Annotated in this window: 14 protein-coding genes; 5 read left to right on the forward strand and 9 right to left on the reverse strand. The window is 71.6% G+C overall.

Features of this window, described 5'->3' with window-relative positions; translation table 11 throughout:
* Window positions 1-207: 207 nt before the first annotated feature.
* From IF02_RS0123900 to IF02_RS0123925, 6 genes are all read right to left on the reverse strand, one after another.
* Window positions 208-1395 (reverse strand): PLP-dependent transferase, encoded by a 1188-nt coding sequence (locus tag IF02_RS0123900; RefSeq protein WP_051696497.1) that lies wholly within the window; start codon window positions 1393-1395, stop codon window positions 208-210.
* A gap of 75 nt (window positions 1396-1470) precedes the next feature.
* On the reverse strand, window positions 1471-2796 hold the full coding sequence (gene lysA, locus IF02_RS0123905; protein ID WP_030160176.1) for a diaminopimelate decarboxylase: 1326 nt from the start codon (window positions 2794-2796) through the stop codon (window positions 1471-1473).
* Window positions 2793-9968: a non-ribosomal peptide synthetase gene (locus IF02_RS0123910; RefSeq protein ID WP_030160178.1), complete on the reverse strand. Its 7176-nt coding sequence runs from the start codon at window positions 9966-9968 to the stop codon at window positions 2793-2795. The genes lysA and IF02_RS0123910 overlap by 4 nt, the downstream gene beginning before the upstream one ends.
* Entirely contained in the window at window positions 9965-10678 is a 714-nt protein-coding gene (locus IF02_RS34910) for a DUF6875 domain-containing protein (protein ID WP_030160180.1), read from the reverse strand. The genes IF02_RS0123910 and IF02_RS34910 overlap by 4 nt, the downstream gene beginning before the upstream one ends.
* Window positions 10675-11679: a TauD/TfdA dioxygenase family protein gene (locus IF02_RS0123920; RefSeq protein WP_030160182.1), complete on the reverse strand. Its 1005-nt coding sequence runs from the start codon at window positions 11677-11679 to the stop codon at window positions 10675-10677. The genes IF02_RS34910 and IF02_RS0123920 overlap by 4 nt, the downstream gene beginning before the upstream one ends.
* Before the next feature lie 348 nt (window positions 11680-12027).
* The gene (locus IF02_RS0123925; protein ID WP_030160184.1) at window positions 12028-13224 is read right to left on the reverse strand and encodes an ATP-grasp domain-containing protein; all 1197 of its coding nucleotides are present in this window, start codon (window positions 13222-13224) and stop codon (window positions 12028-12030) included.
* 603 nt (window positions 13225-13827) lie between these two features.
* On the opposite strand from IF02_RS0123925, the gene IF02_RS0123930 reads away from it, so the two are divergent.
* The 3 genes from IF02_RS0123930 (at window position 13828) to IF02_RS0123940 (ending at window position 17117) form a co-directional block, all read left to right on the forward strand.
* Window positions 13828-15126, forward strand: coding sequence for an MFS transporter (locus IF02_RS0123930; RefSeq protein ID WP_051696498.1), 1299 nt, complete (start codon window positions 13828-13830; stop codon window positions 15124-15126).
* A 93-nt stretch (window positions 15127-15219) separates the two neighbouring features.
* Entirely contained in the window at window positions 15220-16488 is a 1269-nt protein-coding gene (locus tag IF02_RS0123935) for a valine--pyruvate transaminase (RefSeq protein ID WP_030160188.1), read from the forward strand.
* 116 nt (window positions 16489-16604) lie between these two features.
* Window positions 16605-17117, forward strand: coding sequence for a flavin reductase family protein (locus IF02_RS0123940; protein WP_030160190.1), 513 nt, complete (start codon window positions 16605-16607; stop codon window positions 17115-17117).
* 87 nt (window positions 17118-17204) lie between these two features.
* Here IF02_RS0123940 and IF02_RS0123945 read toward each other — a convergent pair whose 3' ends face one another.
* Both IF02_RS0123945 and IF02_RS0123950 read right to left on the reverse strand, forming a co-directional pair.
* On the reverse strand, window positions 17205-18515 hold the full coding sequence (locus IF02_RS0123945; RefSeq protein ID WP_030160191.1) for an LLM class flavin-dependent oxidoreductase: 1311 nt from the start codon (window positions 18513-18515) through the stop codon (window positions 17205-17207).
* A 184-nt stretch (window positions 18516-18699) separates the two neighbouring features.
* The gene (locus IF02_RS0123950) at window positions 18700-19212 is read right to left on the reverse strand and encodes a PadR family transcriptional regulator (RefSeq protein ID WP_030160194.1); all 513 of its coding nucleotides are present in this window, start codon (window positions 19210-19212) and stop codon (window positions 18700-18702) included.
* A gap of 100 nt (window positions 19213-19312) precedes the next feature.
* On the opposite strand from IF02_RS0123950, the gene IF02_RS0123955 reads away from it, so the two are divergent.
* Window positions 19313-19882, forward strand: a complete 570-nt coding sequence (locus tag IF02_RS0123955; RefSeq protein WP_030160196.1) for a hypothetical protein — start codon at window positions 19313-19315, stop codon at window positions 19880-19882.
* 9 nt (window positions 19883-19891) lie between these two features.
* Window positions 19892-20296 carry a TOBE domain-containing protein gene (locus IF02_RS0123960; RefSeq protein ID WP_030160197.1) on the forward strand — a complete coding sequence of 135 codons (405 nt, stop codon included), beginning with the start codon at window positions 19892-19894 and terminating at the stop codon, window positions 20294-20296.
* A 69-nt stretch (window positions 20297-20365) separates the two neighbouring features.
* On the opposite strand, the gene IF02_RS0123965 is transcribed toward IF02_RS0123960, so the two are convergent.
* Window positions 20366-21829, reverse strand: coding sequence for a PucR family transcriptional regulator (locus tag IF02_RS0123965; RefSeq protein ID WP_030160199.1), 1464 nt, complete (start codon window positions 21827-21829; stop codon window positions 20366-20368).
* Window positions 21830-21868: the final 39 nt, after the last annotated feature.

The raw sequence follows: 21868 nt of genomic DNA on the forward strand, positions 1-21868 counted from the left end.
GCCGAATCGAAAGCGAGGTATCCACAGACCCAACCTGCACGGTGCTGCACAGGCGCTGACTTCCATTACGCCATACGAGATGGTACCGCACCGCACACGTTCGCCCGCTGGGCGGCGAATTGCCCCGCACCCGGACCTCCCGCGGCAGGCACCGGCCGCCGCGTCGGCGCGGACCGTCGGAACGGTACGGCGCCGGCGGCCGACGGCTCAGGAGGCGACGGAATCCTCTGCCCGCGACAGCACGTGGGAGAGCGCCTGGTCGAGGTCCTTGATGATGTCCGCGACGTCGTTGCTGTAGCCGAGGGCCAGCCGCACCGTTCCGCGCGGGACCCCGATGCTCACCAGCTCGTCTTCGGAGTACTCGAAGTAGGTGAAGAACGTGCTCTGTTCGACGAGCGTGTGCGGAGCGCCGAAGTTCGAGGCCATGAAGGGCACGCGCAGGCGGTCGACGACCTCCGCGGTCTGCTCCTCGCTCATCCTGAGCTCGAAGGTGATGACCCCGCCGAAGCCGTTCAGGTACTGCTGCGCCAGCTTGAAATGCGGGTGCGACTCGAGGCCGTTGTAGTAGACACGGTCGACGGCCGGGTGCCCCTCCAGGAAGCGCGCGACCTCCAGGCCCATGGCATTGACCCGCTCCATGCGCAGTTGCAGCGTGTAGAGGCTGCGGCGCAGCAGGAAGGCCGTGTTGCCGTCGATGATCGGTCCGGTCGTGTCCCGGTACCAGCGCAGCTTCTCCATCAGCTCCTCGCGGCCCGAGGCCACCCCGGCCACGATGTCTCCGTGCCCGCTGAGGTACTTGGTGGCACTGAACAGCACCAGGTCCACGCCCCACTGCAGCGCGTAGTAGTTCGGCGGCGGCGAGAACGAGCTGTCCAGGGTGAGGATCACGTCCGGCCCGACGGCCGCCCGCACCCGGGCCACGTCGATCAGGTACATGTGCGGCGAGGACGGCATCTCCAGGTGCACGAGCTTGATCCGGCCGCGCAGCGCCGCGACGTTCTCGATGAACGCCTCCGGGTCCCGGATGGAGAACTCGTGCACCACGACGCCGAACTTCGGCAGGATGTGGTGGAAGACGTTGCGCACCTGCCGGTACGACTCGGACGGCAGCACCACCTCGTCGCCCGCCTCGAGCAGCGCGAGGAACGCGGTGACGTGCGCGGCCATGCCGGAGGCGAAGACCAGGGAGCTCTCGGCGCCGCTGAGCTCGCTCAGCTTGTCCTCCACCTCGATCCAGGTGGGGTTGGAGTAGCGGCCGTAGCGTCCCGCGGGCACGGACCCGTCGTGCAGGCCGTCCTTCACGTGGTCCGCGTTGTTGAAGTAGTAGGAGGCGCTCTGGTACGTCGGCGACTCGATGCTGTTGGTGTACGCATCCTGGGGACGCTGTTTGGTCATCGTGGCTCCTTGCTGGCACGACTGGTGCAGTGGCTGCCGCCACGGCGGCCGGGGGCCGCCGTGGCGGGTTGGCGATCAGCCGATGTCGAGGCGCATCAGGTCCTCGACCGTCTCGCGGCGCACGATCTCGCGCGCTCGGCCCTCGGCCACAGCGATCACGGGCGGTCTCGGGATCTGGTTGTAGTTGTGCGCGAGGCTGCGGCAGTACGCGCCGGTGCCCGGCACCGCGAGCAGGTCGCCGGCCCGGACGTCGGACGGCAGGTGGTCCTCGCGCACCACCACGTCCCCGGCGTCGCAGTGCTTGCCGACGACGCGGACCAGTGCGGGGGGCGCGTCCGAGATGCGCCCCGCGAGCTGGACGGAGTACGTGGCGTCGTAGAGCGCGGTGCGCACGTTGTCGCTCATGCCACCGTCGACCGCGACGAAGGTACGGATGCCCTCACGATGCTTGACGGCGCCGACGCGGTAGAGCGTCACCCCCGCGGGGCCGGCGATGGCGCGGCCCGGCTCGATCGCCAGGCGGGGCACCGGAACCCCGAGTGCGGCGCACTCCTTTTCCACGACGGTCCGCAGGATGTCGGCCATCGCCTTGGCCGGCGTGGGGGCGTCGTGCTCGGTGTAGGCGATGCCGAACCCGCCGCCGAGATCCAGCTCGGGCAGCTCGATGCCGTCCCGGGCGAGCTTGGCCCGCAGCTCGACGAGCCGCTTGGCGGCCGCCTCGAAGCCGGCCGTGCCGAGGATCTGCGAGCCGATGTGGCTGTGCAGGCCGCGCAGTTCGAGCAGCCCGCTGTCGGCCACCCGGCGCACCGCCTTTTCGGCCTCTCCGCTGACCAGCGAGAAGCCGAACTTCTGGTCCTCGTGCGCGGTGGCGATGTGCGCGTGGGTGTCGGCCTGCACGCCCACCGTGACCCGCAGCAGCACGCCCGGCCTGCTGCCGGGAAAGCGGGGCACCAGTGCCTCGAGCCGGTCGAGCTCCTCGACGGAGTCGACCACGATGCGCCCGACTCCGTACGTGAGGGCCGCGACCAGATCCGCCTCGGACTTGTTGTTGCCGTGGAGCAGGATGCGCTCGGCCGGGAAGTCCACGGCCTTGGCGTAGGCGAGTTCGCCCTCCGTGCAGACGTCCAGGCTGAGGCCGGTTTCCTCGACGATGCGCGCGCTGGTGCGGGTGAGGAACGCCTTGCTCGCGTAGTAGACGTCGAAGTCGTGGAACGCCTGACGGAAGGTGGTGCAGCGCTCCCGGAAGTCGGCCTCGTCGAAGATGTACGCGGGTGTTCCGTACTGCTCGGCGAGTTCCGTCATCGGTACGCCGCCGATGCTCAGCACCCCGTCCGGGCCCTGTTCGGCCGTCGTGGGCCAGATGCCGGGGCGCAGGGCGCGGACCTCGGGTGTGGTGGTCACGACCCCTCCCCGTCACGCCGGGAGTTGACGGCCTGGGTGAGTTCACCGGCGCTGAGCATGCTGACGTGGTCTCCTGCGATCGTGGTGACGGTCACGGTGGCGCCGAGCGGACGCCAGCCCTCGGGGGCCTTCTCGTGGCCCGCCGTGACGACCTCGGGCAGGCACATCGTCAGCCGCGGCACCTGCCCGGTGGGCCGCCACGCGTTCATCGCGGCGTGGAAGCTCAGCCGCATCCGCAGCTTTCCGAGCAGCGGGTGGTCGGGTACACCCGGACCGGCGGGACCGAGCAGATCGACGAGCGCCGCGGCACGCTCCGGGATCGGCAGCTCCCGGGTCGCGGCGAGCGCCTCGGCGATCGCGGGCTTCGTCTGGTGCGGGAGCTCGACGTGCGCGTGGTCGACCAGGGCGGCGTCCGGGTTCGCCGGCGGATCGGCGGGCGTCGGGTCCATGACGATCAGGTCGTCGATGCGGTCGCCGTCGCCGTCCGCGTGCGCCTGGCGGGCGATCTCGTAGATCAGCGGCGCGCCCATGCACCAACCGGCCAGGGTGTACGTGCCGGAGGGCTTCGCCGCCCGGATCTGGTCCAGGTAACGGCGGGCGAGCGCGCTCATCGTCGTGCTCTCGCAGGTGTGGTCGTGCGGCAGGCCGTAGCAGTCCCAGCCGCGGCCGAGCACACCGGCCATCGGCGCATACCAGTCGATCCGCCCGTCGACCGGGTGGATCATGAACAGCGTGCGCGCGGGGTGGTCCACCGGCGCGGTGGTCAGCGGGACCATCCGGGCGGCGTTCTCCACCTCGGCAGCGAAGCGGTCGGCGACCTGCTCCGCCTCCTCGGCGGACAGCAGCGCCGGATCGACGGAGAGGTGGCAGACCACGGTGCCGTCCGTGGCCGGGGCGACCGTCACGTCGAGCGGTGTCGGCAGCACGTTGGCGGCGGAGATGGTCGCCGCCTCCGGAGCCGCGACCGGCCTCAGCACACGGTCACCGGCAGGCAGTTGGTGCCCGCCGAGGTAGTTGAACGTGATCTGCGGCGAGGCGACGGAGCTCAGCTGCCGGCCGAGCGGCGAGTCCGGGTGCAGGTAACGCCCCCGGCCGAAGCCGGTACCGGCGTCCGGGACCGCGGCGAGCTGCCGGTCGACGGCGGCCGCGGCGTCGACGAGGCGAGCCGGATCCGCGTCGAGGTCGGTGAGCAGCGCCGGGTAGAGCGAGGTCAGCCAGCCGACCACGTTCTCGAGGCGGCCGTCGTCGGCCTGGGTCCGGCCGTGACCTTCCAGCCACACGTACAGGTCCGAACCGTCGCCGTGCGGGGCCAGCGCGCGGTGCAGCGCTGCCAGCAGGACGGCCTGGGCGCTGATGTCGTGCAGTCGGCGGGTCTCCTGACCCAGGTACGTGGCGACCCGCTGCGACAGGCGGGAGCTCACCCGGATCCGGTCCCCGGCCGCGGACGTCTGCGCGGCGGTTCCGGCACCGGAGAGGACCGGCTTCTGCGCCTTGGCGAGCGTCTCCCAGTGCGTGTCCGGGGCGGGTGCCTCGGCGGCCCGGTCGGGGATGCCCGGTGCCGCGCCGTCGGGCAGCTCCCGGCCGTCGAGCAGGGCCCGGTGGGCCCACGCGATGTCGTCGGTGAGGATCTGCCAGGACACCACGTCGACGATCAGGTGATGCGCGATCAGGTACACCCGGATGCGGGAGCTGCCCGGGACGCGCACCAGTGCGAAGTCGGCCAGCCTGCCGCCCTCGATGTCGATCTGACGGTGCAGACCGCGCAGCAGGGCGTCGAGCCGCTGCTCGAGCGGCTGCTCGCCGTCCGGCACCGTGTGCTCGCTCAGCAGGTCACCGGCCGGCTCCTCGTCGAGGACGGCACTCCAGGTGTCCCCGTCGCGGGTGAACCGGGTACGGAACGCGTCGTGCCGGCGGATCACCCAGTCCAGCGCCGCGCGCAGGGTCTCCGGGTCGCCGTCGTCTGCCAGCTCGAACAGGCGCGCCTGGTGGAAGTGGTCCGGGTCGGCGAACCGCTGGTCGAAGAACCAGGCCTGGATCGCCGTGAGCGGCAGCCCGGTCCCGCCCGGCCTGCGTTCGGTCACCGCGACGACGTCGCTGTCGGGGCGGTGGGTGATCAGGTGGTCCAGGGCACGGACGGTCGTTGCGGTCAACAGGTCCGCGACGCTGACGTCCACCCCGAGGGCACGTGTCCGAGCGGCGGCCCGGATGGCCTGCAGGGAGTCGCCGCCGCTGGCGAAGAAGTCGTCGTCGAGGCCGATGCGCGGCTGCTGGAGCGTGTCCCGCCACACCTGCAGCAGCAGCTGCTGGCGGGGCGTCTCGGGCTCGGCCGCCGGACCCGTACCGGTCTGCTCCGGCGGTTCCGGCAGCTGCGACGCCTGGATCTTCCCGGTGGACGTACGGGGAAGCCGGTCCATGATCACGAACCCGGTCGGGAGCATGTACGAGGGCAGCCGCTGTGCCGCCCACTCCCGCATGTGCTCCGGACGGACGGCGCTGTCGGCCGGGGCGGCGACGTACGCGACCAGTCGCGCCGTGTCACCGGATCCCCGCAGGAGCACCGCGGCGTCGGCGACGTCCGGGTGCTTCAGCAGACAGGCGGTGACCTCCCCGAGTTCCACCCGGAACCCGCGGACCTTCACCTGGTCGTCGAGACGTCCGAGGATGTCGAAGCTCCCGGCCCGGAGCCGGACCCGGTCCCCGGTCCGGTACAGGCGCTGCCCTGCGAGCGGTCCGCCCGCCTGGACCGGGAACCGCTCGGCGGTCAGCTCGGGGCGGCGGTGGTAGCCGAGAGCCACCCCGGGGCCGCCGATGTACAGCTCGCCGGCCGCGCCGGCGGGCAGCAGCCGCCCGTCCGGGTCCAGCACCACCATGCGGTAGTTGGCCAGCGGGCCACCGACGCTCACTCGCGTCCCCGCACCCGGGGGTGCCGGGTGCAGGCGCTGCGCGGAGCACCAGACGGTGCCCTCGGTGGGGCCGTACTCGTTGTCCAGGGCCGCGCCGGGCACGCGCACGGCGTGCTCGCGGATGTCATCCGGGCTGCACGCCTCGCCACCGATGGCCACGACCCGCAGCTTGGGGGTCCATCCGACCGGGAGCGTCCGCACCAGCTGCCGGTAGAACGACGCGGTGAAGTTGACGTGCGTGACCTCGCACCGCTCGACAAGAGAACGGATGCGGTCGGGGTCCCGGGCGTCGTCGGCGGTGTCCGGGACCACGATGGTGCCGCCCGACCACAGCGTCCACAGCATCATGTGCGGTGCGACGTCGAAGATCACCGGCAGCGTGACCAGGGTCTTGACCGGCAGGCCGGACTCCCGGCCCGCCGCCTCCAGGTACCTGGTGCGGCCGTGCACCGCGGCGCATGCGTTGGCGTGGCTGGTCAGCACCGCCTTCGGGGTTCCGGTGGAGCCCGAGGTGTAGACGAGGTACGCGCCGTCGGCCGGACCGATGTCCGCGTCGGCCGGGGCGCCGGTGTCCGGTGCCGTGCCGACGGGCAGGTCGTCGGCGTACACCACGGGCACGCCCACGGGTGCCCCGGACGGCGCCGCACCGGCCAGGGAGGCGCGGTCGGCGACGATGACGCCCGGGGCGGCGTCCTCGTACATCGCGGCGGTGCGGGCCGAGGGCTGCGCCGGGTCGATGCACACGTAGAGCGCGCCGGACCGCAACACGGCCAGGATCGCCGCGACCAGGCCGATGCCGGCGGGGCAGGTGATCGCGACGACGGCGCCGGCCCGCAGGCCCGCGTCGGCAAGCCGCCGCTGGAGGTCCCGGGCGTGCAGATCGAGTTGACGGTACGTCCACGAGGACCCGGCCTGCTCGACCGCGACCGCGTCCGGGTGCGCGGCCACCGCGGCCGCGAAGCCGGCGTGCAGTGTGCCGTGCGGAACCTGGTCGGCCGATCCGGTGCTCATGGCCAGGACCCGTGCCGTCTCGTCGGCACCCAGCAGGTCCAGTTCGCGGACCGGCTCGTCGGCCGCGCGCGACAGCAGGCTCAGGACCGTTTCGAAGCCGCCGAGGAGTTCTTCGGCGGAGTCCGCGTCGAACAGGTCGGTGTCGTACTCCCACAGGATGGTCATCCCACCCTGTCCGCTCCCGTCCGGGTGGCGGGGGTCGGGGACGCACACCACGTTGATGTCGCCCTTGGCGGACGCGTTGTGCTCGATGACCAGGCTCGCCTGCACCGACCCCATCCGCAGATACGGCCGCGGCGTGTCGTGGAACGCGAACATGAGGTTGAACAGCGGGTTCCGGCCCGGGTCGCGCGGCAGGTCCAGGCGCGCCAGCAGGTCGAGCAACGGCAGTTCCTGATGGTCCTGCGCGCCGAGCACGACGTCCATCGTCGCGCGCAGCAGCTCGCTCAGCGCGCCGGCCGGGTTGATGCGCACCCGCAGCGGAAGTGCGTTGACGAACATCCCGAGCAGCAGGTCGGTGCCGGGCTGGCGGCGGTTGACCAGCGCCGACCCGAGAACGATGTCCTCCTCGCCGGTGTGCTGCCACACCTGCAGCGCGAACGCCGACAGGAACACCGCGAAACGGCTCACCCCGTGCCGGGTGGCCAGGTCGTCGAGGCCGTGCATGACCTCGGCCGGGATGTGGGCACTGAGCCGGCCGCCGCGGTACGACCGGGCCACCGGCCGGGGCCGGTCCGCCGCGAACGTCGCGCCGTCGCGGGGGCAGTCGGACAGTTCGTCACACCAGTACGCGACCTGACCGGCGTAGTCGCCGCTCTCCCGCCAGGCGTGATGCCAGGCCGCGAAGTCGCGGTACTGCACCGGCAGCGCCGGAAGGTCCGGCAGGCGGCCGTCGGCGATCGCGTCGTACGCGTCGCGGAGTTCGGCCAGGAACAGCTGGGCGGACCAGCCGTCGTGCGCGAAGTGGTGTTCGACCTGTAGCAGCCGCCACTCGTCGGGGGCGAGGCGGAACAGGTGCCAGCGGACCAGCGGCAGGGTGGCCACGTCGAAGCCGACGGCGACCTCGGCACCTATCCGGGCGTCGAGTTCCGCGGCGCGGTCCTGCTCGGGCAGGCCGGTGAGATCGACGACCTCGACCTTCGCCTGCCAGGGTTCGTGGACGACCTGGACCGGCCCGTTGGTGCCGTCGTGGAAGGTGGAGCGCAGGATCTCGTGCCGGGTCACGATGTGCGACAGCGCCCGCTGCAGCGCGGTGATGTCCACCGGGCCGTGCATCCGCAGGGAGAACTGGGTGTTGTACGCGAGCGCGTCGGGGGTCAGCTGGGTCAGGACCCAGATCTGCTCCTGCTGACCGCTGAGCGGGAACCCCGCCGCACCGTCCGGCCCGGTCTCCGTGGGGGCCGTGCCGGACTGGATCCGCGGACGGTCGGACGGGGCGCCGGCCCGGACGAGGGCGGCGATGTCCGTGATGGTCGGGGTCGCGAACAGGGCGCTGACCGGAAGGTCGACGGCGTGGTCGGCGGCGACGACGGCGGCGAGCCGGATCAGCGCCAGGGAGTTGGCGCCCAGCATCAGCAGCGACCGGTCCACCGGTACGTCCGTCAGGCCGAGGATGGTGGCGGCCGCGTTCGCCAGGCTCTCTTCGAGGGCGTCCGCGGGCTGGGCGCCGGCCGCGGACGGCTCGGGCAGCCGTGCCTGGTCGATCTTCCCGGCCGCGGTCCGGGGCAGTTCGTGGATCACGACGTACGCGGAGGGGACGAGGTACGCCGGAACCCGGGCGCGCAGATGGCGGTCGCAGTCGGCGATGAACGACGCCTCGCCCGTGCGGTCTGCGTCGGGCCCGGCAGCCGACGGCTCACGGTCCGCGTCCGGGACCGGAACCAGGTAGGCGACGAGAGAGGTCGACCCGGATTCCGAGGCGACGGCACGTCCGGTGACGTGCGTCGTGAGGATGCGGGGGTGCTCCATCAGGACGGACTCGACGTGGCCCGGTTCCACGCGGTGCCCGCCGACCTGCACCTGACGGTCGGCGCGCTCCAGGAACACGAAGTCGCCCGAGGCGTCCTGCTGGACGAGGTCACCGGTCCGGTACGCCCGCTCGCCGTCGACGGTCACGAACCGCTCGGCGGTCAGTTCCGGACGGTTGAGGTAGCCGAGCGCGAGGTTGGCGCCGGTGATGACCAGTTCGCCGGTTCCGGTGGTGGGCCGGCCGTCGGCGTCGAGGAGGAGGTAGCCGGTGTTGCGCACCGGCCGACCGATGGCCATCGGCGTCCGCTGTCCGGTCTCGGCGTCGTAGACCCGGCCGTAGCTGGAGACGACGCATGCTTCCGTCGGACCGAACTCGTTGAACAGGCTGGTGTCCGGCAGCAGGCGGGCGTGCCGCTCGATCACGGCGGGGCTCCACCGCTCGCTGCCGATTCCGACGGCCTTGAGGCTGGTGGGGGGCCGGCTCGCGGCACGGTCCAGGAAGACGCTGTACAGCGACGCCGGGTAGATCAGCTGCGTGACGCCGTGCTCGTGCACCAGGTCGACGGTGCGGGCGACGTCGGTGAGCCCGGCCGGGTCGATGATCAGGGTGCCGCCGGTCAGCAGCGTCCAGAACAGGACACCGGTGGTGAGGTCGAACGCCGGCGAGTGCAGCAGCAGTACCCGGCCCGCCTCGCCGAACCGGTCGGCGCGCGCTGCCGTGGAGTTCAGCAGCGCGGAGTGGGGGACCAGCACGCCCTTCGGCGCGCCGGTCGACCCCGACGTGTAGATGACGTACGCAGGCTGAGAGGGGTCCACCGCCCCGTCCGCGACCGGAGCCGTCGGCTCGTGCGCGGCCAGGTCCTGGTACGGCCGCACCGGCGCGGTCGTGTGTTCCCGCAGCCGGGCGGCCCGGTCGGCGGTGGTGATGACCAGCGCCGGCCGGGCCTCGGTGAACACGTCGCGCAGGAAGGCGTCCGGCGCGTCCGGGTCGAGCGGCAGGTACACAGCCCCGGCGGCGAGCACGCCCAGCACGGTGGCGACGAACTCGGGCGAGCGCTCGATGACCACGGCCACGACCGGGGCGGGGCCCGATGAGGCAACACCCGGCTGGGCAGGACACGCGGCACGCACGCCGGCGGCGACGGCGTGTGCCTGCTCGGCCAGGTCCTGGTAGGTCAGCGCCCCGGACGCGGTGACGACCGCGTCCGAGGTCCGGTGTTCCCGGTAGGCAGTCTCCAGCGCCGCGGCGAGGGTCGGCCCGGCGAGAGCGGCCGGGGGATGCAGGGTCACGATGAGTCTCCCGATGAAAGAGCTTGACGGGCGGCACTCACCTTGGCCTCGAGGCCTTCCCGCACCGCCGGGCTGAGCCGGGGGCCGATGTGCCGCTGGTACGCCAGGAGGTAGCTGAGCCGGTCGGCCGGCGGGGTGCCGGGCTGATCGGCGAACAGCAGGTCGTGGGGGGTCATGGCGCGGACGGCGTACATCGGCTCCGGGCACTGCATCACCGGGAACGCCCGGTTGTGCACACCGCCGACGGTGCTGTCCGCGTGGAACTCCCCCAGCATCAGGCCGCGTTCGACCGCCTCGGGCCGCAGGAGGCCGTGGCCGCCGTCGATGAAGCCGGCCGCCCGCTCGCTCGGCAGGCCGGGAAAGAACCCGAGCAGCGCGGTGGTCGACCGGTGCGGCCCGGCGGCAACCTCCTCGAACAGGTCGAGCAGCAGCCGCCCGGCATCGGCGGCATCAGCGGGTGTCGTCCCGTGCACCGTCAGCGCGACCAGCCACACCGTGTTGGCGCGGATGGCGGGCTCGAGCCGCGGACAGACCGCCCCGGGCCGGCCCAGGTCGGGGTCCGGCTGGGTGACGAAGTCCGCCATCCAGCGCATTCCGGCCTGGTACTGCGGGTAGCGGTCGAAGGCCGCGGCGGCGTCGGCCGCCCGGGTCAGCGACCCGGGCACGACCGACGGAGCCGCGACCGCGACCATGGGCTGGGCCGTGTTCACCGGGCTTCGTGCGGGGGCACGTCGTTGTCGGCCTTCGGCTCGACCAGCGGCACGCCCGCCAGTGCGTACGAGGTGAAGCCGTCCGGGCCGACAGGGACGTCACCGACGGTCGACGTCCGGTGCATGATGCGGACGTGGCCCTCCTCGGTGAGGTGGTCGATGTCGGCGGCGGCCAGGTGCGCGGTGGTCCGGTTGTCCCACACCGCGAACGAACCCGGCTCCCAGGCGAACCGGCAGGTGTATTGCGGCCGGGTCAGCTCCTCGAACAGCAGCTCCAGGAGCTTGCGGCTCTCGACCGGGTTCATCCCCAGGATGCGAGCGGTACGCGACGGGTTGACGAACAGGGCCTTCTCGCCGGTCTCGGGGTGCACGCGCACGACCGGGTGCACTGCTTCCCGCTCGTTCCCGATCATGTCGAGGGCCTTCTTCTCGACCGGGTTGCGCGGGTCCAGCTGCTGGGCGGGCCAGAAGGTGTGCAGTGCCTGGAGCCCGTCGATCATCTTCCGGATCGGCTCCGACAGGCCCTCGTAGGCGGCCACCAGGTTCGTCCAGTGCGTGTCGCCGCCGAACGGCGGGACCTCGTCGGCGCGCAGGAACGCGATCGCCGGCGGGTTCACCACCTGCGAGGCGTCGACGTGCCAGCCGCTGATGCTGGTCACCCACTTGCTGCGGAACACCGCCTCGTAGTCGGCGCCCACCAGCTTCTTGTCGAGCTGCGGAGAGATCGTCAGGATCTGCGGGAACGGGTTGAGTTCCTCGGTGTCCTGGATCCGGGCGCGTACGGCGAGCGGGCCGAACCGCCCCGCGAACGCGACGTGCGAGGCGTGGTCCAGGTGCTGGCCGCGGAAGAACAGGGCCTTGTGCTTGTGGAGGGCCTGGCGCAGCTCCTCGACGGTGGTCTCGTCGAGGTCGGCCTTCAGGTCGATGCCGTCGACGTACGCGCCGATGTAGCCCGCGGCCGGGCGCACGTTCAGCTTGGTTGCGGTTGGCGTTTGCGACATGGTTCACCCTTGTCGTTCGTGTCGCGCTCGGTGGTGCGACGGATCACAATTCGTGGTGGTGCAGGCGTGGTTGAACGGCCGGCGGTGAGTACGGGTGGCTCGCGGCTCCGGACACGGCGAGGCCTGCGTGCTCGACGGCCGTGACGCTCGGCGGCAGGGCCGCCCGGTCACGATGCGCCGCGTGCCTGGGGAGCCGGTCTCCGTCCGTACCGGTGCGCCCGGTCGTCCGGCTTCCGCACAGCGGCCGGGGATCTCCCGGGGCGGGCACCCGACCGGGCCGGGTGCCTCAGGGCCGGTGTCAGCCGGCTCTTCGTGGGCTGGGCGGCAGGTGAGCGCCACCTGCCGTCATCACTCGACCTCCGCCCAGACGTCCCGGGCGGCTTGCACGGCTGCGTTGTAGGACAGGTTCACCGAGTCGGCGACCGTCCGGATCTGGCACAGCGCGCCCCGGTAGTCCACGGGCGGGAAGACTTCTTCACCGATCTGCGCGCCGGGCAGGACCTGTGCGACGAACGGCGCGCGGACTGCCTCCTCGACGCCGTGCAGGGCGGTGAGCTTGCCGCGCAGCGTCGGGTAGACGGTCATGGTGGTGGACGCCCGGCCGTTCTGGTTCAGCGACGGCAGCTCGGTGCCGAGCGCCGAGGCGGCGAGGATCTTGGGGAGCGGGCTGTCCAGGCAGTCGTTCATCATCAGCGGGATCCCGGCGCCGGGGGGCCGGATGTTGATCTCGATGATCACGACGTCGTCGTCGCCCATCACGGCGAACTCGGTGTGGAGCATTCCCTGCCGGATGTCCAGGGCTGCCACGCACGTCTCGACGGTCTGCCGCATGCGGGCCTCGACCGACTCCGGGACCTGCACGGGGAAGCTGTAGGAAATCTCGCAGAAGGCCGGGTTGGGGCCGATCTGGCGGTCCGTGACCCCCAGGTGGTGGCAGCGGCCGTCCGTGATCAGGGTTTCCAGGCTGTAGAGGGGGCCGCGGACGTACTCCTCGGCCAGCAGCCCGCCACCGAAGAACGGGACGTCTTCGCTCAGCTCGGCGAAGGCGGTGACGGCCTCTTCCGCGTTGCGGACCAGCGTGACGTTGAAGCTGCCGGCCCCGCGGCTGTTCTTGAGCACCACCGGGACGTCCAACTGCTCGACGAAGTCGACCAGTTCCTCCGGGCTCTCGGGGGCGCACCAGCGCAGGTTCGGGACACCGACCTCGCTGTAGAAGCGGCGCGCCGAGCGCTTGTCGCGGATGGTGCGGACCGCGTCCGGGCTGGGGTACGGAACCCCGAGCTGCTCGGCCAGGACCGCGGCGAACTCCACGCTCCGGTCCAGCAGGCAGACGACACCGGTCGGACCGCCCGCTTCGCGGATCCGGTCGACGAGGTCGGAGGGAACGTCGGCGGTCATGGTGGAAGGTACGAGGAAGACCCGTCCCCGGCGTTCGAGCTCCTCGACGACCTCACCGCAGAATCTTGCCTTCGCGGCCTCGAGAGGCTGGTCGGTGATGTAGGCGGTGTCGATGCCGTTCTCGACCGCCCACTTCACGTGGGACATTCCGGTGCCAGTCCGTATGGACTCGATGAAAAGAAGCATTGGAACATCCCCCGATGTTGTTGAGCAGGATCGATTCTGCCTGTCGAGCGGTCGCCTCTTGGAGTGGCGCGGTGGCGCCTCAGCCGTCGATGGTGGCGACGCACTGCCGTGGTTCGGCGCTCGTCCGGTGGGGCCCGGTGACCGACACCCGTCGCGGACGGAAGTCGTGGCAGCGAGGGCCCCCTTGGGCGAACATACGGGGGACCCTACGATAATTTGTATGATCATAAAAGATCTTGACGTCACCCCGGTCGACGACGTAATGAAGGGGTGAAGCGGAACTTCCGCCTCTTACGCAGCCCAACCAGCTGCCAGACCGGTCGAAAACGAGCGGATGCGCGTTCGACGGGCGTGTGTACAGTTACCCTGCCTCAGGCCGGAGTTGGGTGTCGTACCCCCCGGTTCCCGCCTTGTGGAGTTGCGGGCGCAAAGCGGCCACTCTTCACGATGATGGCGAGCCGAGGCGCAACTGGCGTCTCGCTGTGAACAGTTGACGTGACGTCTGAACCGGGGTGCCCCAATGCGAGTTCCTGCTCACGCCTCGCCCGTGCTCTGGTGCGCGAAATGAGGTTCGCCGACAAGTTCGGCGCCCTCGCCGAGCACAACTTCCGCCTGTTGTGGATCGGCCGTACGACATCGGCACTGGGCGACGCGCTGATGCCGGTGACACTGGCGTTCGCGGTTCTGTCGACCGGCGGCAGCGCGGCCGACATCGGTCTCGTCATCGCCGCCATCATGGTCGCCCGCATGCTGCTGCTGCTGGTCGGCGGCGCACTGGCCGACCGGCTGCCGAGGCGTTTGCTGATTGGCGGCAGTGACGCCTTCTTGTGCGCGGTGCAGGTGGCCGCCGGCGTCCTGCTGTTGACCGGGCACGGCAGCGTGACCCTGCTGTTGTGCACGGGGGTCTGTTACGGCGCCGCCTCGGCCGTCACCCAGCCGGCCATCACCGGCCTGGTGCCTCAGACCATCAGCAAGGAAAGGCTCCAACAAGCCAACGGCCTGATGGAGCTGACACGCAGCGCGGCACAGGTGGTGGGACCGGGCCTGGCCGGTACGGTCGTGGCGATCGCCTCTCCCGGCTGGGTGTACCTGCTCGACGCGGCGACCTTCATGGTCAGCGCCGTCACCCTGGTGCTCCTGCCGCTCGCACCGCCGGCGCAGCGCCGCGACCGTACCCACATCTTCGCGGAGATCGCCGCCGGATGGAGCGAGGTCGTCCGCAGGCCCTGGTACTGGGTGACCCTGTGCGGCCACGCCATCTGGAACGTCGGCTCCAGCGCGTTCGTCGTCCTGGGGCCGGTCATCGTCGCCCGTCAGGCGGGCGGCGCCGCCAACTGGGGCCTGGTGAGCGCGAGCATGGCCACCGGTGCCCTCATCGGTGCCGCCGTCAGCATGCGGTACCGCCCGCGCAGGCCCCTCGTCACCGCGCACGTCGTGCTGCTGCTGACCGTGCTGCAACTCGCCTCGCTGACCGGGCCGTCCCCCACGGTCGTGATCATGGGGGCCGCCCTGATGAGCGCGGCCGGGGTGGCCCTCCTGAACAGCCTGTGGTCGACCGCGGTCCAGAAGCTGATCCCCGAGGAGGTGCTGTCCCGTGTGTCTTCGTACGACTGGCTCATCTCCTTCACGGTGGCGCCTCTCGGATACGCGGCAGCGGGCCCGCTCGCCGATGCGATCGGGGTGACCAGGACGCTGGAGCTCGCGATCGCGTTCGTCGTGGCCGGTGTGGCGGCCGTGCTGCTGGTACCGCGCGCCCGTCAGCTCCGGCAGACCCGCGAGGGCGAACTGTACGGCTGGCCGGACCTGGACGACCGCGAACCCGACCGGTCGTCGCCCCTGGCAGCCGCCGGAGAACCGCGGTGACCGGCCGGGAACACGACACCGCCTGCGGCACCCGGCCACGGCCCTTCCCGACGCACGGTCGCGGGCCATTCCATTCGGTTTGAGGAGAGAACCATGCCGTTGTCGCTGAGCGGTACCAAGATGGCCGGACTCTCCGGCCTGCGCAGCATCATGGAAGACGTCGCCGCGAGCACGGCCGGGGGTTCGGCCGACGAATGGCTCAACCTGAGCGTGGGCAACCCCGCCCCCGTCCCCGCGGCGCGTGACATGTGGCGGGCCGCCCTGACGGAATCGGCCGCCGAGGACTTCGACGAGGCCGGCTGCCGCTACGGCCCCTCCCGCGGCAGCCACGCCCTCGTCGAGGCCGTCGCCCACTACTTCCACCAGAAGTACGGTTGGCAGCTCGGCCCCGAGAACATCGTCGTCGGCCCCGGCAGCCAGATGGTCTGCTTCGCCGCGGCCGCCCTCTTCGCCGGCCCGGGCGTGCACGGCGACCGCCGGGTCGTGCTCCCCATGGTGCCCGACTACACCGGCTACCAGGGACTGTGCATGCACGACGACGGCATCGCCGGCGTCGCCCCGCTGATCCACCGTGAGGAAGGGCACCGCTTCCGCTACGCCCTCGACATCGAAGCACTGCGGCGTCGCACGGACATCGGCATGATGCTGGTCTCCAGTCCGGGCAATCCCACCGGGCGCGCTCTGACCCGCACCGACCTGGAGGCGCTGACGGCGCTCGCGGCCGAGCGTGAGGTGCCCCTGTTCGTCGACAACGCCTACGGCGCGCCCTTCCCCCGGATCGCGGAGGTGCACACCGAGCCGGTGCTGAACGACAGCGTCGTCAACTGCTTCTCCGCGTCGAAGGCCGGACTGCCCGGCGAACGGATCGGTTTCGCGATCGGCCACCCGAAGTACATCGGGCCACTCGCCTCGTTCATGTCCAACTCCGTCCTGCACGCGCCCCAGCTCGCCCAGCACGCCCTCGCCCGGGTGATGGCCGACGGGCGTCTGGACGCCACCACCGGCACCGCGATCACGCCGTACTACCGCGAGAAGAAGCGCTTCGTCGAGGAACTGCTCGGCGAACTGCTGCCGGCGGACGTGGACTGGCGCATGCACTCCGGGGACGGCGGCATGTTCTGCTGGCTGTGGGTGGACCACCCGTGGTTCGACGACACCACGCTGTACCGCCGGCTCAAGGAGCGGAAGGTCTTCGTCGTACCGGGGCGGCACTTCTTCGTGGACCCGCTGCGCGCCCCCGGCCTCGCCGAGCATGCGACCAAGTGCTTCCGCCTGAGCCTCAGCGCCGACGAGAAGGTGATCACCGAGGGCGTCCACCGGCTCGCCGACGTGCTGCGCGAGATGCGGGACGGGGTGGCCTGACCGGGCGGCCGGGCCGGCGCGCGCACGACCCCGCGCGTTCGGTCCGCAGCGAGAACGCCTGCGCCCGTGAGTTGCCGGCTCTGTCAGCGGACAGACCGGAGAAAGAGGAGCACTCCATGACCATGTCCACCGGGACGGCGCCGGCCTCCGTGGGACCGGCGGAATTCCGGGACGCCATGGCGCACCTGGCTGCCCCGGTCGCCGTGATCACGACACTCGACGCGGCCGGACGCCGCTGGGGCTTCACCGCGAGCGCCGTGACCTCCGTCTCCATGGAGCCACCGCTGCTGCTGGTCGGCATCGGCCGTGAGTCCAGCTGCCACCGGGCGCTGACCACCGCCGACGAGTTCGCGGTCAACCTCCTCGGCGAGGAACACCGCGCCACCGCCCGGGTCTTCTCCACCCGCGACACCGACCGCTTCGCCGCCGCCGGGGGCTTCGAACCGTGGCCGGGCGCCGGTCTCCCGTACCTGCCCGGCGCGACCGCCGCGTTCCGCTGCCGGCGCGCCGGTGTGGTTCCGGCCGGCGACCACGACCTCGTCCTCGGCGAACTCCTGGAGATCCACACCGGCACGTCCGCCGCGCCGCTCGTCTGGTACCAGCGCGACTTCCACACGCCGCGGCGCTGACGCGCCGGGGCCGTGGGGCGGCTGCCGTGAACGGGACGGCGTACGAGGCACGCCGTCCCGTTGCGCTCCCACGGCACCGCTGCGGCGCTACTGCCCGTCCGGCCCGGCGAGCGGGTCGAGCCCGAGGTGGTCGCGCAGGGTGGTACCGGTGTACTCGGTGCGGAACAGCCCCCGCTTCCGCAGCTCCGGAACCACGCCGTCCACGATCAGCTCCAGGCCCTCCGGCAGGTAGGACGGAAGCATCATGAAGCCGTCCGCGCCGCCTTCCGCCACCCACTTCGCGAAGCGATCGGCGATCTGCTCCGGGGTGCCCACCATCACGAGGTGCCCCTGGGACACCACCTCGGCCTCGATCAGCCGGTTGATGCTGTACTTCTCGTCCACGGCCAGCTGCCGGAAGACCTCGTACCTGCTCCTGCGCTCCTGGACCGTCTCGACGGCGGGCAGGAGTTCCTCCGGGACGGGCTTCGACGGGTCGAGTCCGGAGAGGTCGACGCCGCCCAGCTGCTTGGACAGCCACGCCAATCCGATGTCCATCCGGATGAGGTGGCGAAGCTCGTCCTCCATCCGCAGCGCCTCGGCCTCGGTGCTGCCCAGGAGCGGGTGGACGCCCGGAAGGACCTTCACCTTCTCGGGGTCGCGGCCCGCGGCGCGGACCCTGGCCTTCATGTCGCCGTAGAAGTCCTGGCAGCCGGCCAGCGTCTGCTGGGCGGTGAAGACCACCTCGGCGTGACGTGCGGCGAACGACCGGCCGGTGCCCGACGAACCGGCCTGGACGAGCACGGGCCGCCCCTGGGGGCTCCGGGAGACGTTCAGCGGTCCTTCGACCTGGAAGTGCTTGCCCACGTGGTTGACCTTGTGGACCTTCGCGGCGTCGGCGTACACCCCGTTCGCGCGGTCCAGGACGATCGCGTCGGGCTCCCAGCTGTTCCACAGCGCGGTCACCGCCTCGACGTACTCGTCCGCTCGCTCGTAGCGGTCCGAGTGCTGCGGCAGCGGCTGGCCGCCGAAGTTCACCTCGCCGTGCCCGGAGGTGACGATGTTCCACGCGGCGCGGCCGGCACTGATGTGGTCGAGGGTCGCGAACTGGCGGGCGACGTTGTACGGCTCGCTGAAGGTCGTCGACACGCTGCCCACCAGGCCGATCCGGCTGGTGCGCGCTGCGAGGGCGGAGAGCATGGTCAGCGGTTCTATGTGCGGGAAGCAGCCGCTCGCCAAGTGGGTGCTGTTCAGGGACAGTCCGTCGGCCATGAGCAGGGCGTCGAGCGTGCCGCGCTCGGCCAGTGCCGCGATGTCACTGTAGTACTCCAGCGAGGTGGCCCCTTCGGCACGGCTGTTCGGACGGCGCCACGCGCCCTGGTGGTGTCCGACCCCGCCGATCAGGGAAAAGAGGTGCATCGACTCTCCTGGTGATCAGTTTGACGGGGGCCCAATCTACGGCAGCGCACAGCACTTGACGGTGCTGCACGGCAGCCCGTGCGCCCCTCCCCCTCGTGGCGTGAAGTCCGTGATTGCAGGGGGAGTTGGCGCTGGGTGAAGTGACCGGGACCGACCCGGCCGCGCCGGTGGGCCGACCGCGCCGTCAGCCGATCTGCTCGGCCGCCCACTGGGCCCACTCGCGGCGCATGGCGTTGAAGCGCAGGCCGTACTCCAGGGCGATCTTGCCGTGGACCGACAGGGTGTCGTCGCCCCAGTCGATGGATTCGTCGAGCCGGCGCAGGTCCTCGTACTCCTGCTCGGACAGCTCCGCCAGCTCGGTCAGGTAGCCCCGCGCCTGCTCGGGGGTGAGCACGCCGAGGAAGAAGACCCTCAGCAGGATGTCGCTGCGGGTGTTGCGCTGGGGCTTGGTCTCCGTCAGCCAGTGGCGCAGTTCGGCCAGGCCCTCGTCGGTGAGGGTGTACTCCTTGCGCCCGCGCGGGCCTTCCGCCGAGACGCTGATCATTCCGGCGTCGGCGAGCTTGGCCAGCTCTGTGTACATCTGGCTCTGGGTGGCGGGCCATACGTTGGCCAGCGAGGTCTCGAAGCGCTTGAGCAGGTCGTAACCGCTGGCCGGGCGCTCTGACAGGAGTCCGAGGAGGGCGTGTCGAAGGCTCATGCCCCTCACCTTACATTCCATCCTTGACATGTCAGTATTGGAACATCTACTTTCGACATGTCAGAACAGGAACGTCAGCAGCCAAGCCCGGGGGTCTCCGATGTCGTACGTACGCACCTTCCTTCCCTGGATCGTCTTCGCCGTGTTTCCGTCCGCCCAGTGGCAGTGGGGCGCGCTCGCCGGTCTCGTGGCGGCCGTCGCGGTGGCCGTCCAGCAGCGCCTGGCCGGCGCCGGGTTCGACGCGCTGATCATCGAACTCGGCTCGGCGGTCTTCTTCGCGGCCCTGACGGTCGTCGCCTTCGCCGACCCGCACTCGGGCGTGCACGACTACTCGGCGGCCCTCTCCTCGGCCACCCTGGCCCTCATCGCCGGGGGTTCGCTGCTCGTGGGCAGGCCGTTCACCCTGGGCATCGCGAAGCGCACCACCCCGCGCGAGGTCTGGGGCCTGCGGCCGTTCATCCGGACCAACGTCGTCATCACCGCCGTGTGGACCGCGGCCTTCGCGGTCACCGCCGGCGCGCTCACGGCTCTCGCCCACGCCGGCCACGGCCACTCGACGTCCGCCACGCTCGTCCAGGCCGCCGGGTTCGTCGTCCCGATGCTCTTCACCGTCCGCTACGTCGCCGCCGTCCAGGCCAAGGCCAAGGACCAGGCCGCCGGGCAGCGGTAGGGTGCGGGCGTGTCCTCGTACTCCATCGGGCAGGCCGCCGGGCTGCTGGGCGTGAGCGCCGAAACCGTCCGCCGCTGGGCCGACGGGGGGCGGCTGGCCGTGCGCCGCTCGGCCGACGGGACGCGCTCCTTCGACGGGGTGACGCTCGCCGCCTTCGCCAAGGCGCGGGCCGGCGAGCCGCGGCCGCAGCCGCCGGCGGGCAACGGAACGGCCACCTCCGTACGGAACTCCTTCGTCGGGATCGTCACCGCGGTGCGGCTCGACGACGTGGCCGCCCAGGTGGAGATCCAGTCGGGCCCGCACCGGGTGGTGTCCGTGGTGACGCGGGAGTCGGTCGAGGAGCTCGGGATCGCGGTCGGGGTCTGCGTCACCGCCCGCGTGAAGTCCACCGAGGTGTACGTCGACGTCCCGTGAGCCGGAGCCCTGAGACGGAGCCCTGAGCCGGAGCCCTGAGCCGGAGTCCCGAGCCCGAGCCGTGAACCGCTACGTGCAGCGCAGCGCCGCGTAGAGGTCCAGCTTGTGGTCCAGGCGGGACAGGTCCCGGCCCGTCAGGGACTCCACCCGCTCGATCCGGTAGTGCACCGTGTTGACGTGCAGGTGCAGGGCCTCCGCCGTGCGCGTCCAGGAGCAGTTGTTGGCCAGGAACACCTCCAGCGTCTCGCGCAGCATCCCGTCCCCGAGCGCCCCGAGCGTCCGCGTCGCGTAGACCGACCGGACCTCCTGCGGAACCCCCGACAACAGGGCCGACAGGCTGTCCAGTTGTTCCACCGCGCGCACCGGAACGGTCTCGTCCGTCGCCGTCAGGGCGAAGCGGGCCTGGTGCATCGACGCGCGTAGCGCCTCTGCTCCCGAAGCCGGCGCACCCGCGCCGAGCCGGAGATCGGCTTCCGGGCCTCCGCACGCCTGGACCAGCGGCCAGACCGGGCGGAGCCGGCCCGGTACGTCGACCGCCGCGTCCTGGTCCTCGTACAGGACCGCGACCGAGCGCCCCACCGCGTACGGGACGTCCTCCAGGTGGGCCAGCGCCTCGGCCAGGGCGTCGCCGTCCGTCGCCGTGAGCACCCGGTACGGGCCCCCCGCCGGGAGCCCGGCCGCGGCCAGCGCCTCCTCCAGGGCTCCCGGGTCCGTGGCCGGCTCCTCCGCCTCCAGCAGTACGGCCAGCTCCCGGCTGGCGGCGGCGCGCACCGCGTCGGCCCGCCGGGCCCGGCCGTCGCGGTACTGGGCGAACACCTCGGCGATCTCGTGGAGCACGCGCGGGGGCGCGGCGTCCGCGTCCGGCACGTGCAGCAGCCAGGCGTCGTACGGGGTGCTCTCGGACTCGATGCGCAGCGAGAGCCCCTCGCGCGGCGCGCCGCCGCCCGCCCGCTGGGCCGGGATCGCGGGCGCGGACGGGGTGCGGGCGACGGTGCGGCCGCTCGCGGTCAGCAGGTAGCAGGCGACCTTGCCCAGGTGCGCGCAGGCCCGGTCCAGCAGTTCGGCCGGTCCTGCGCCGCCTTCGAGGAGGCGGCTGAGCTCGGCGCGCACGTTCTCGGGGAGCGCGAAGAGCCGGTTCGGGCGGCGGCTCAGGTCGCCCCACTGGCGCAGGTAGACCGCCTCGGTGACCGCGCGGAAGCTGGTCTGCGCGGGCACGGCCACGAGCGGCACGCGGTGGGCCCGGCAGGCGGCCACCAGTTCGTCGGGGACCCGGCCGTGGGTCTCCTCGCCGGCGAGGAGGGCGGTGGCCCCGGCCTCGGCGAGCGCGGAGACGAATCGATCCGCCTTCACCAGGTCGCCGTCGGTCCACCACACCAGGCCGCTGAGCACGAGCTCGCCGGGGCCCAGGAAGCGGCGCGGGTCCTCCAGGTCGGTGGCGGTGACCCCGCTGACCTCCTGGCCGAGAAGGGCGTCCTCGCCCCAGAGCAGGGTGAGGCCGAGGTTGTCGGACTGAAGCAGGTCGAGGACGTGCATGCGGGGCTCCTTGCGGTGGGTGGCAACCCACATTCGCGA

The organism is Streptomyces sp. NRRL S-244 (genome assembly GCF_000717915.1).
Lineage (GTDB): Bacteria > Actinomycetota > Actinomycetes > Streptomycetales > Streptomycetaceae > Streptomyces.

Excerpts from the sequence above, each read along its gene's own strand:
- IF02_RS0123900 (WP_051696497.1), bottom strand. The coding sequence starts at position 1,395 with ATGACCAAACAGCGTCCCCAGGATGCGTACACCAACAGCATCGAGTCG.
- IF02_RS0123920 (WP_030160182.1), bottom strand. The coding sequence starts at position 11,679 with ATGTCGCAAACGCCAACCGCAACCAAGCTGAACGTGCGCCCGGCCGCG.
- IF02_RS0123925 (WP_030160184.1), bottom strand. The coding sequence starts at position 13,224 with ATGTCCCACGTGAAGTGGGCGGTCGAGAACGGCATCGACACCGCCTAC.
- IF02_RS0123930 (WP_051696498.1), top strand. The coding sequence starts at position 13,828 with ATGAGGTTCGCCGACAAGTTCGGCGCCCTCGCCGAGCACAACTTCCGC.
- IF02_RS0123935 (WP_030160188.1), top strand. The coding sequence starts at position 15,220 with ATGCCGTTGTCGCTGAGCGGTACCAAGATGGCCGGACTCTCCGGCCTG.
- IF02_RS0123940 (WP_030160190.1), top strand. The coding sequence starts at position 16,605 with ATGACCATGTCCACCGGGACGGCGCCGGCCTCCGTGGGACCGGCGGAA.
- IF02_RS0123945 (WP_030160191.1), bottom strand. The coding sequence starts at position 18,515 with ATGCACCTCTTTTCCCTGATCGGCGGGGTCGGACACCACCAGGGCGCG.
- IF02_RS0123950 (WP_030160194.1), bottom strand. The coding sequence starts at position 19,212 with ATGAGCCTTCGACACGCCCTCCTCGGACTCCTGTCAGAGCGCCCGGCC.
- IF02_RS0123955 (WP_030160196.1), top strand. The coding sequence starts at position 19,313 with ATGTCGTACGTACGCACCTTCCTTCCCTGGATCGTCTTCGCCGTGTTT.
- IF02_RS0123965 (WP_030160199.1), bottom strand. The coding sequence starts at position 21,829 with ATGCACGTCCTCGACCTGCTTCAGTCCGACAACCTCGGCCTCACCCTG.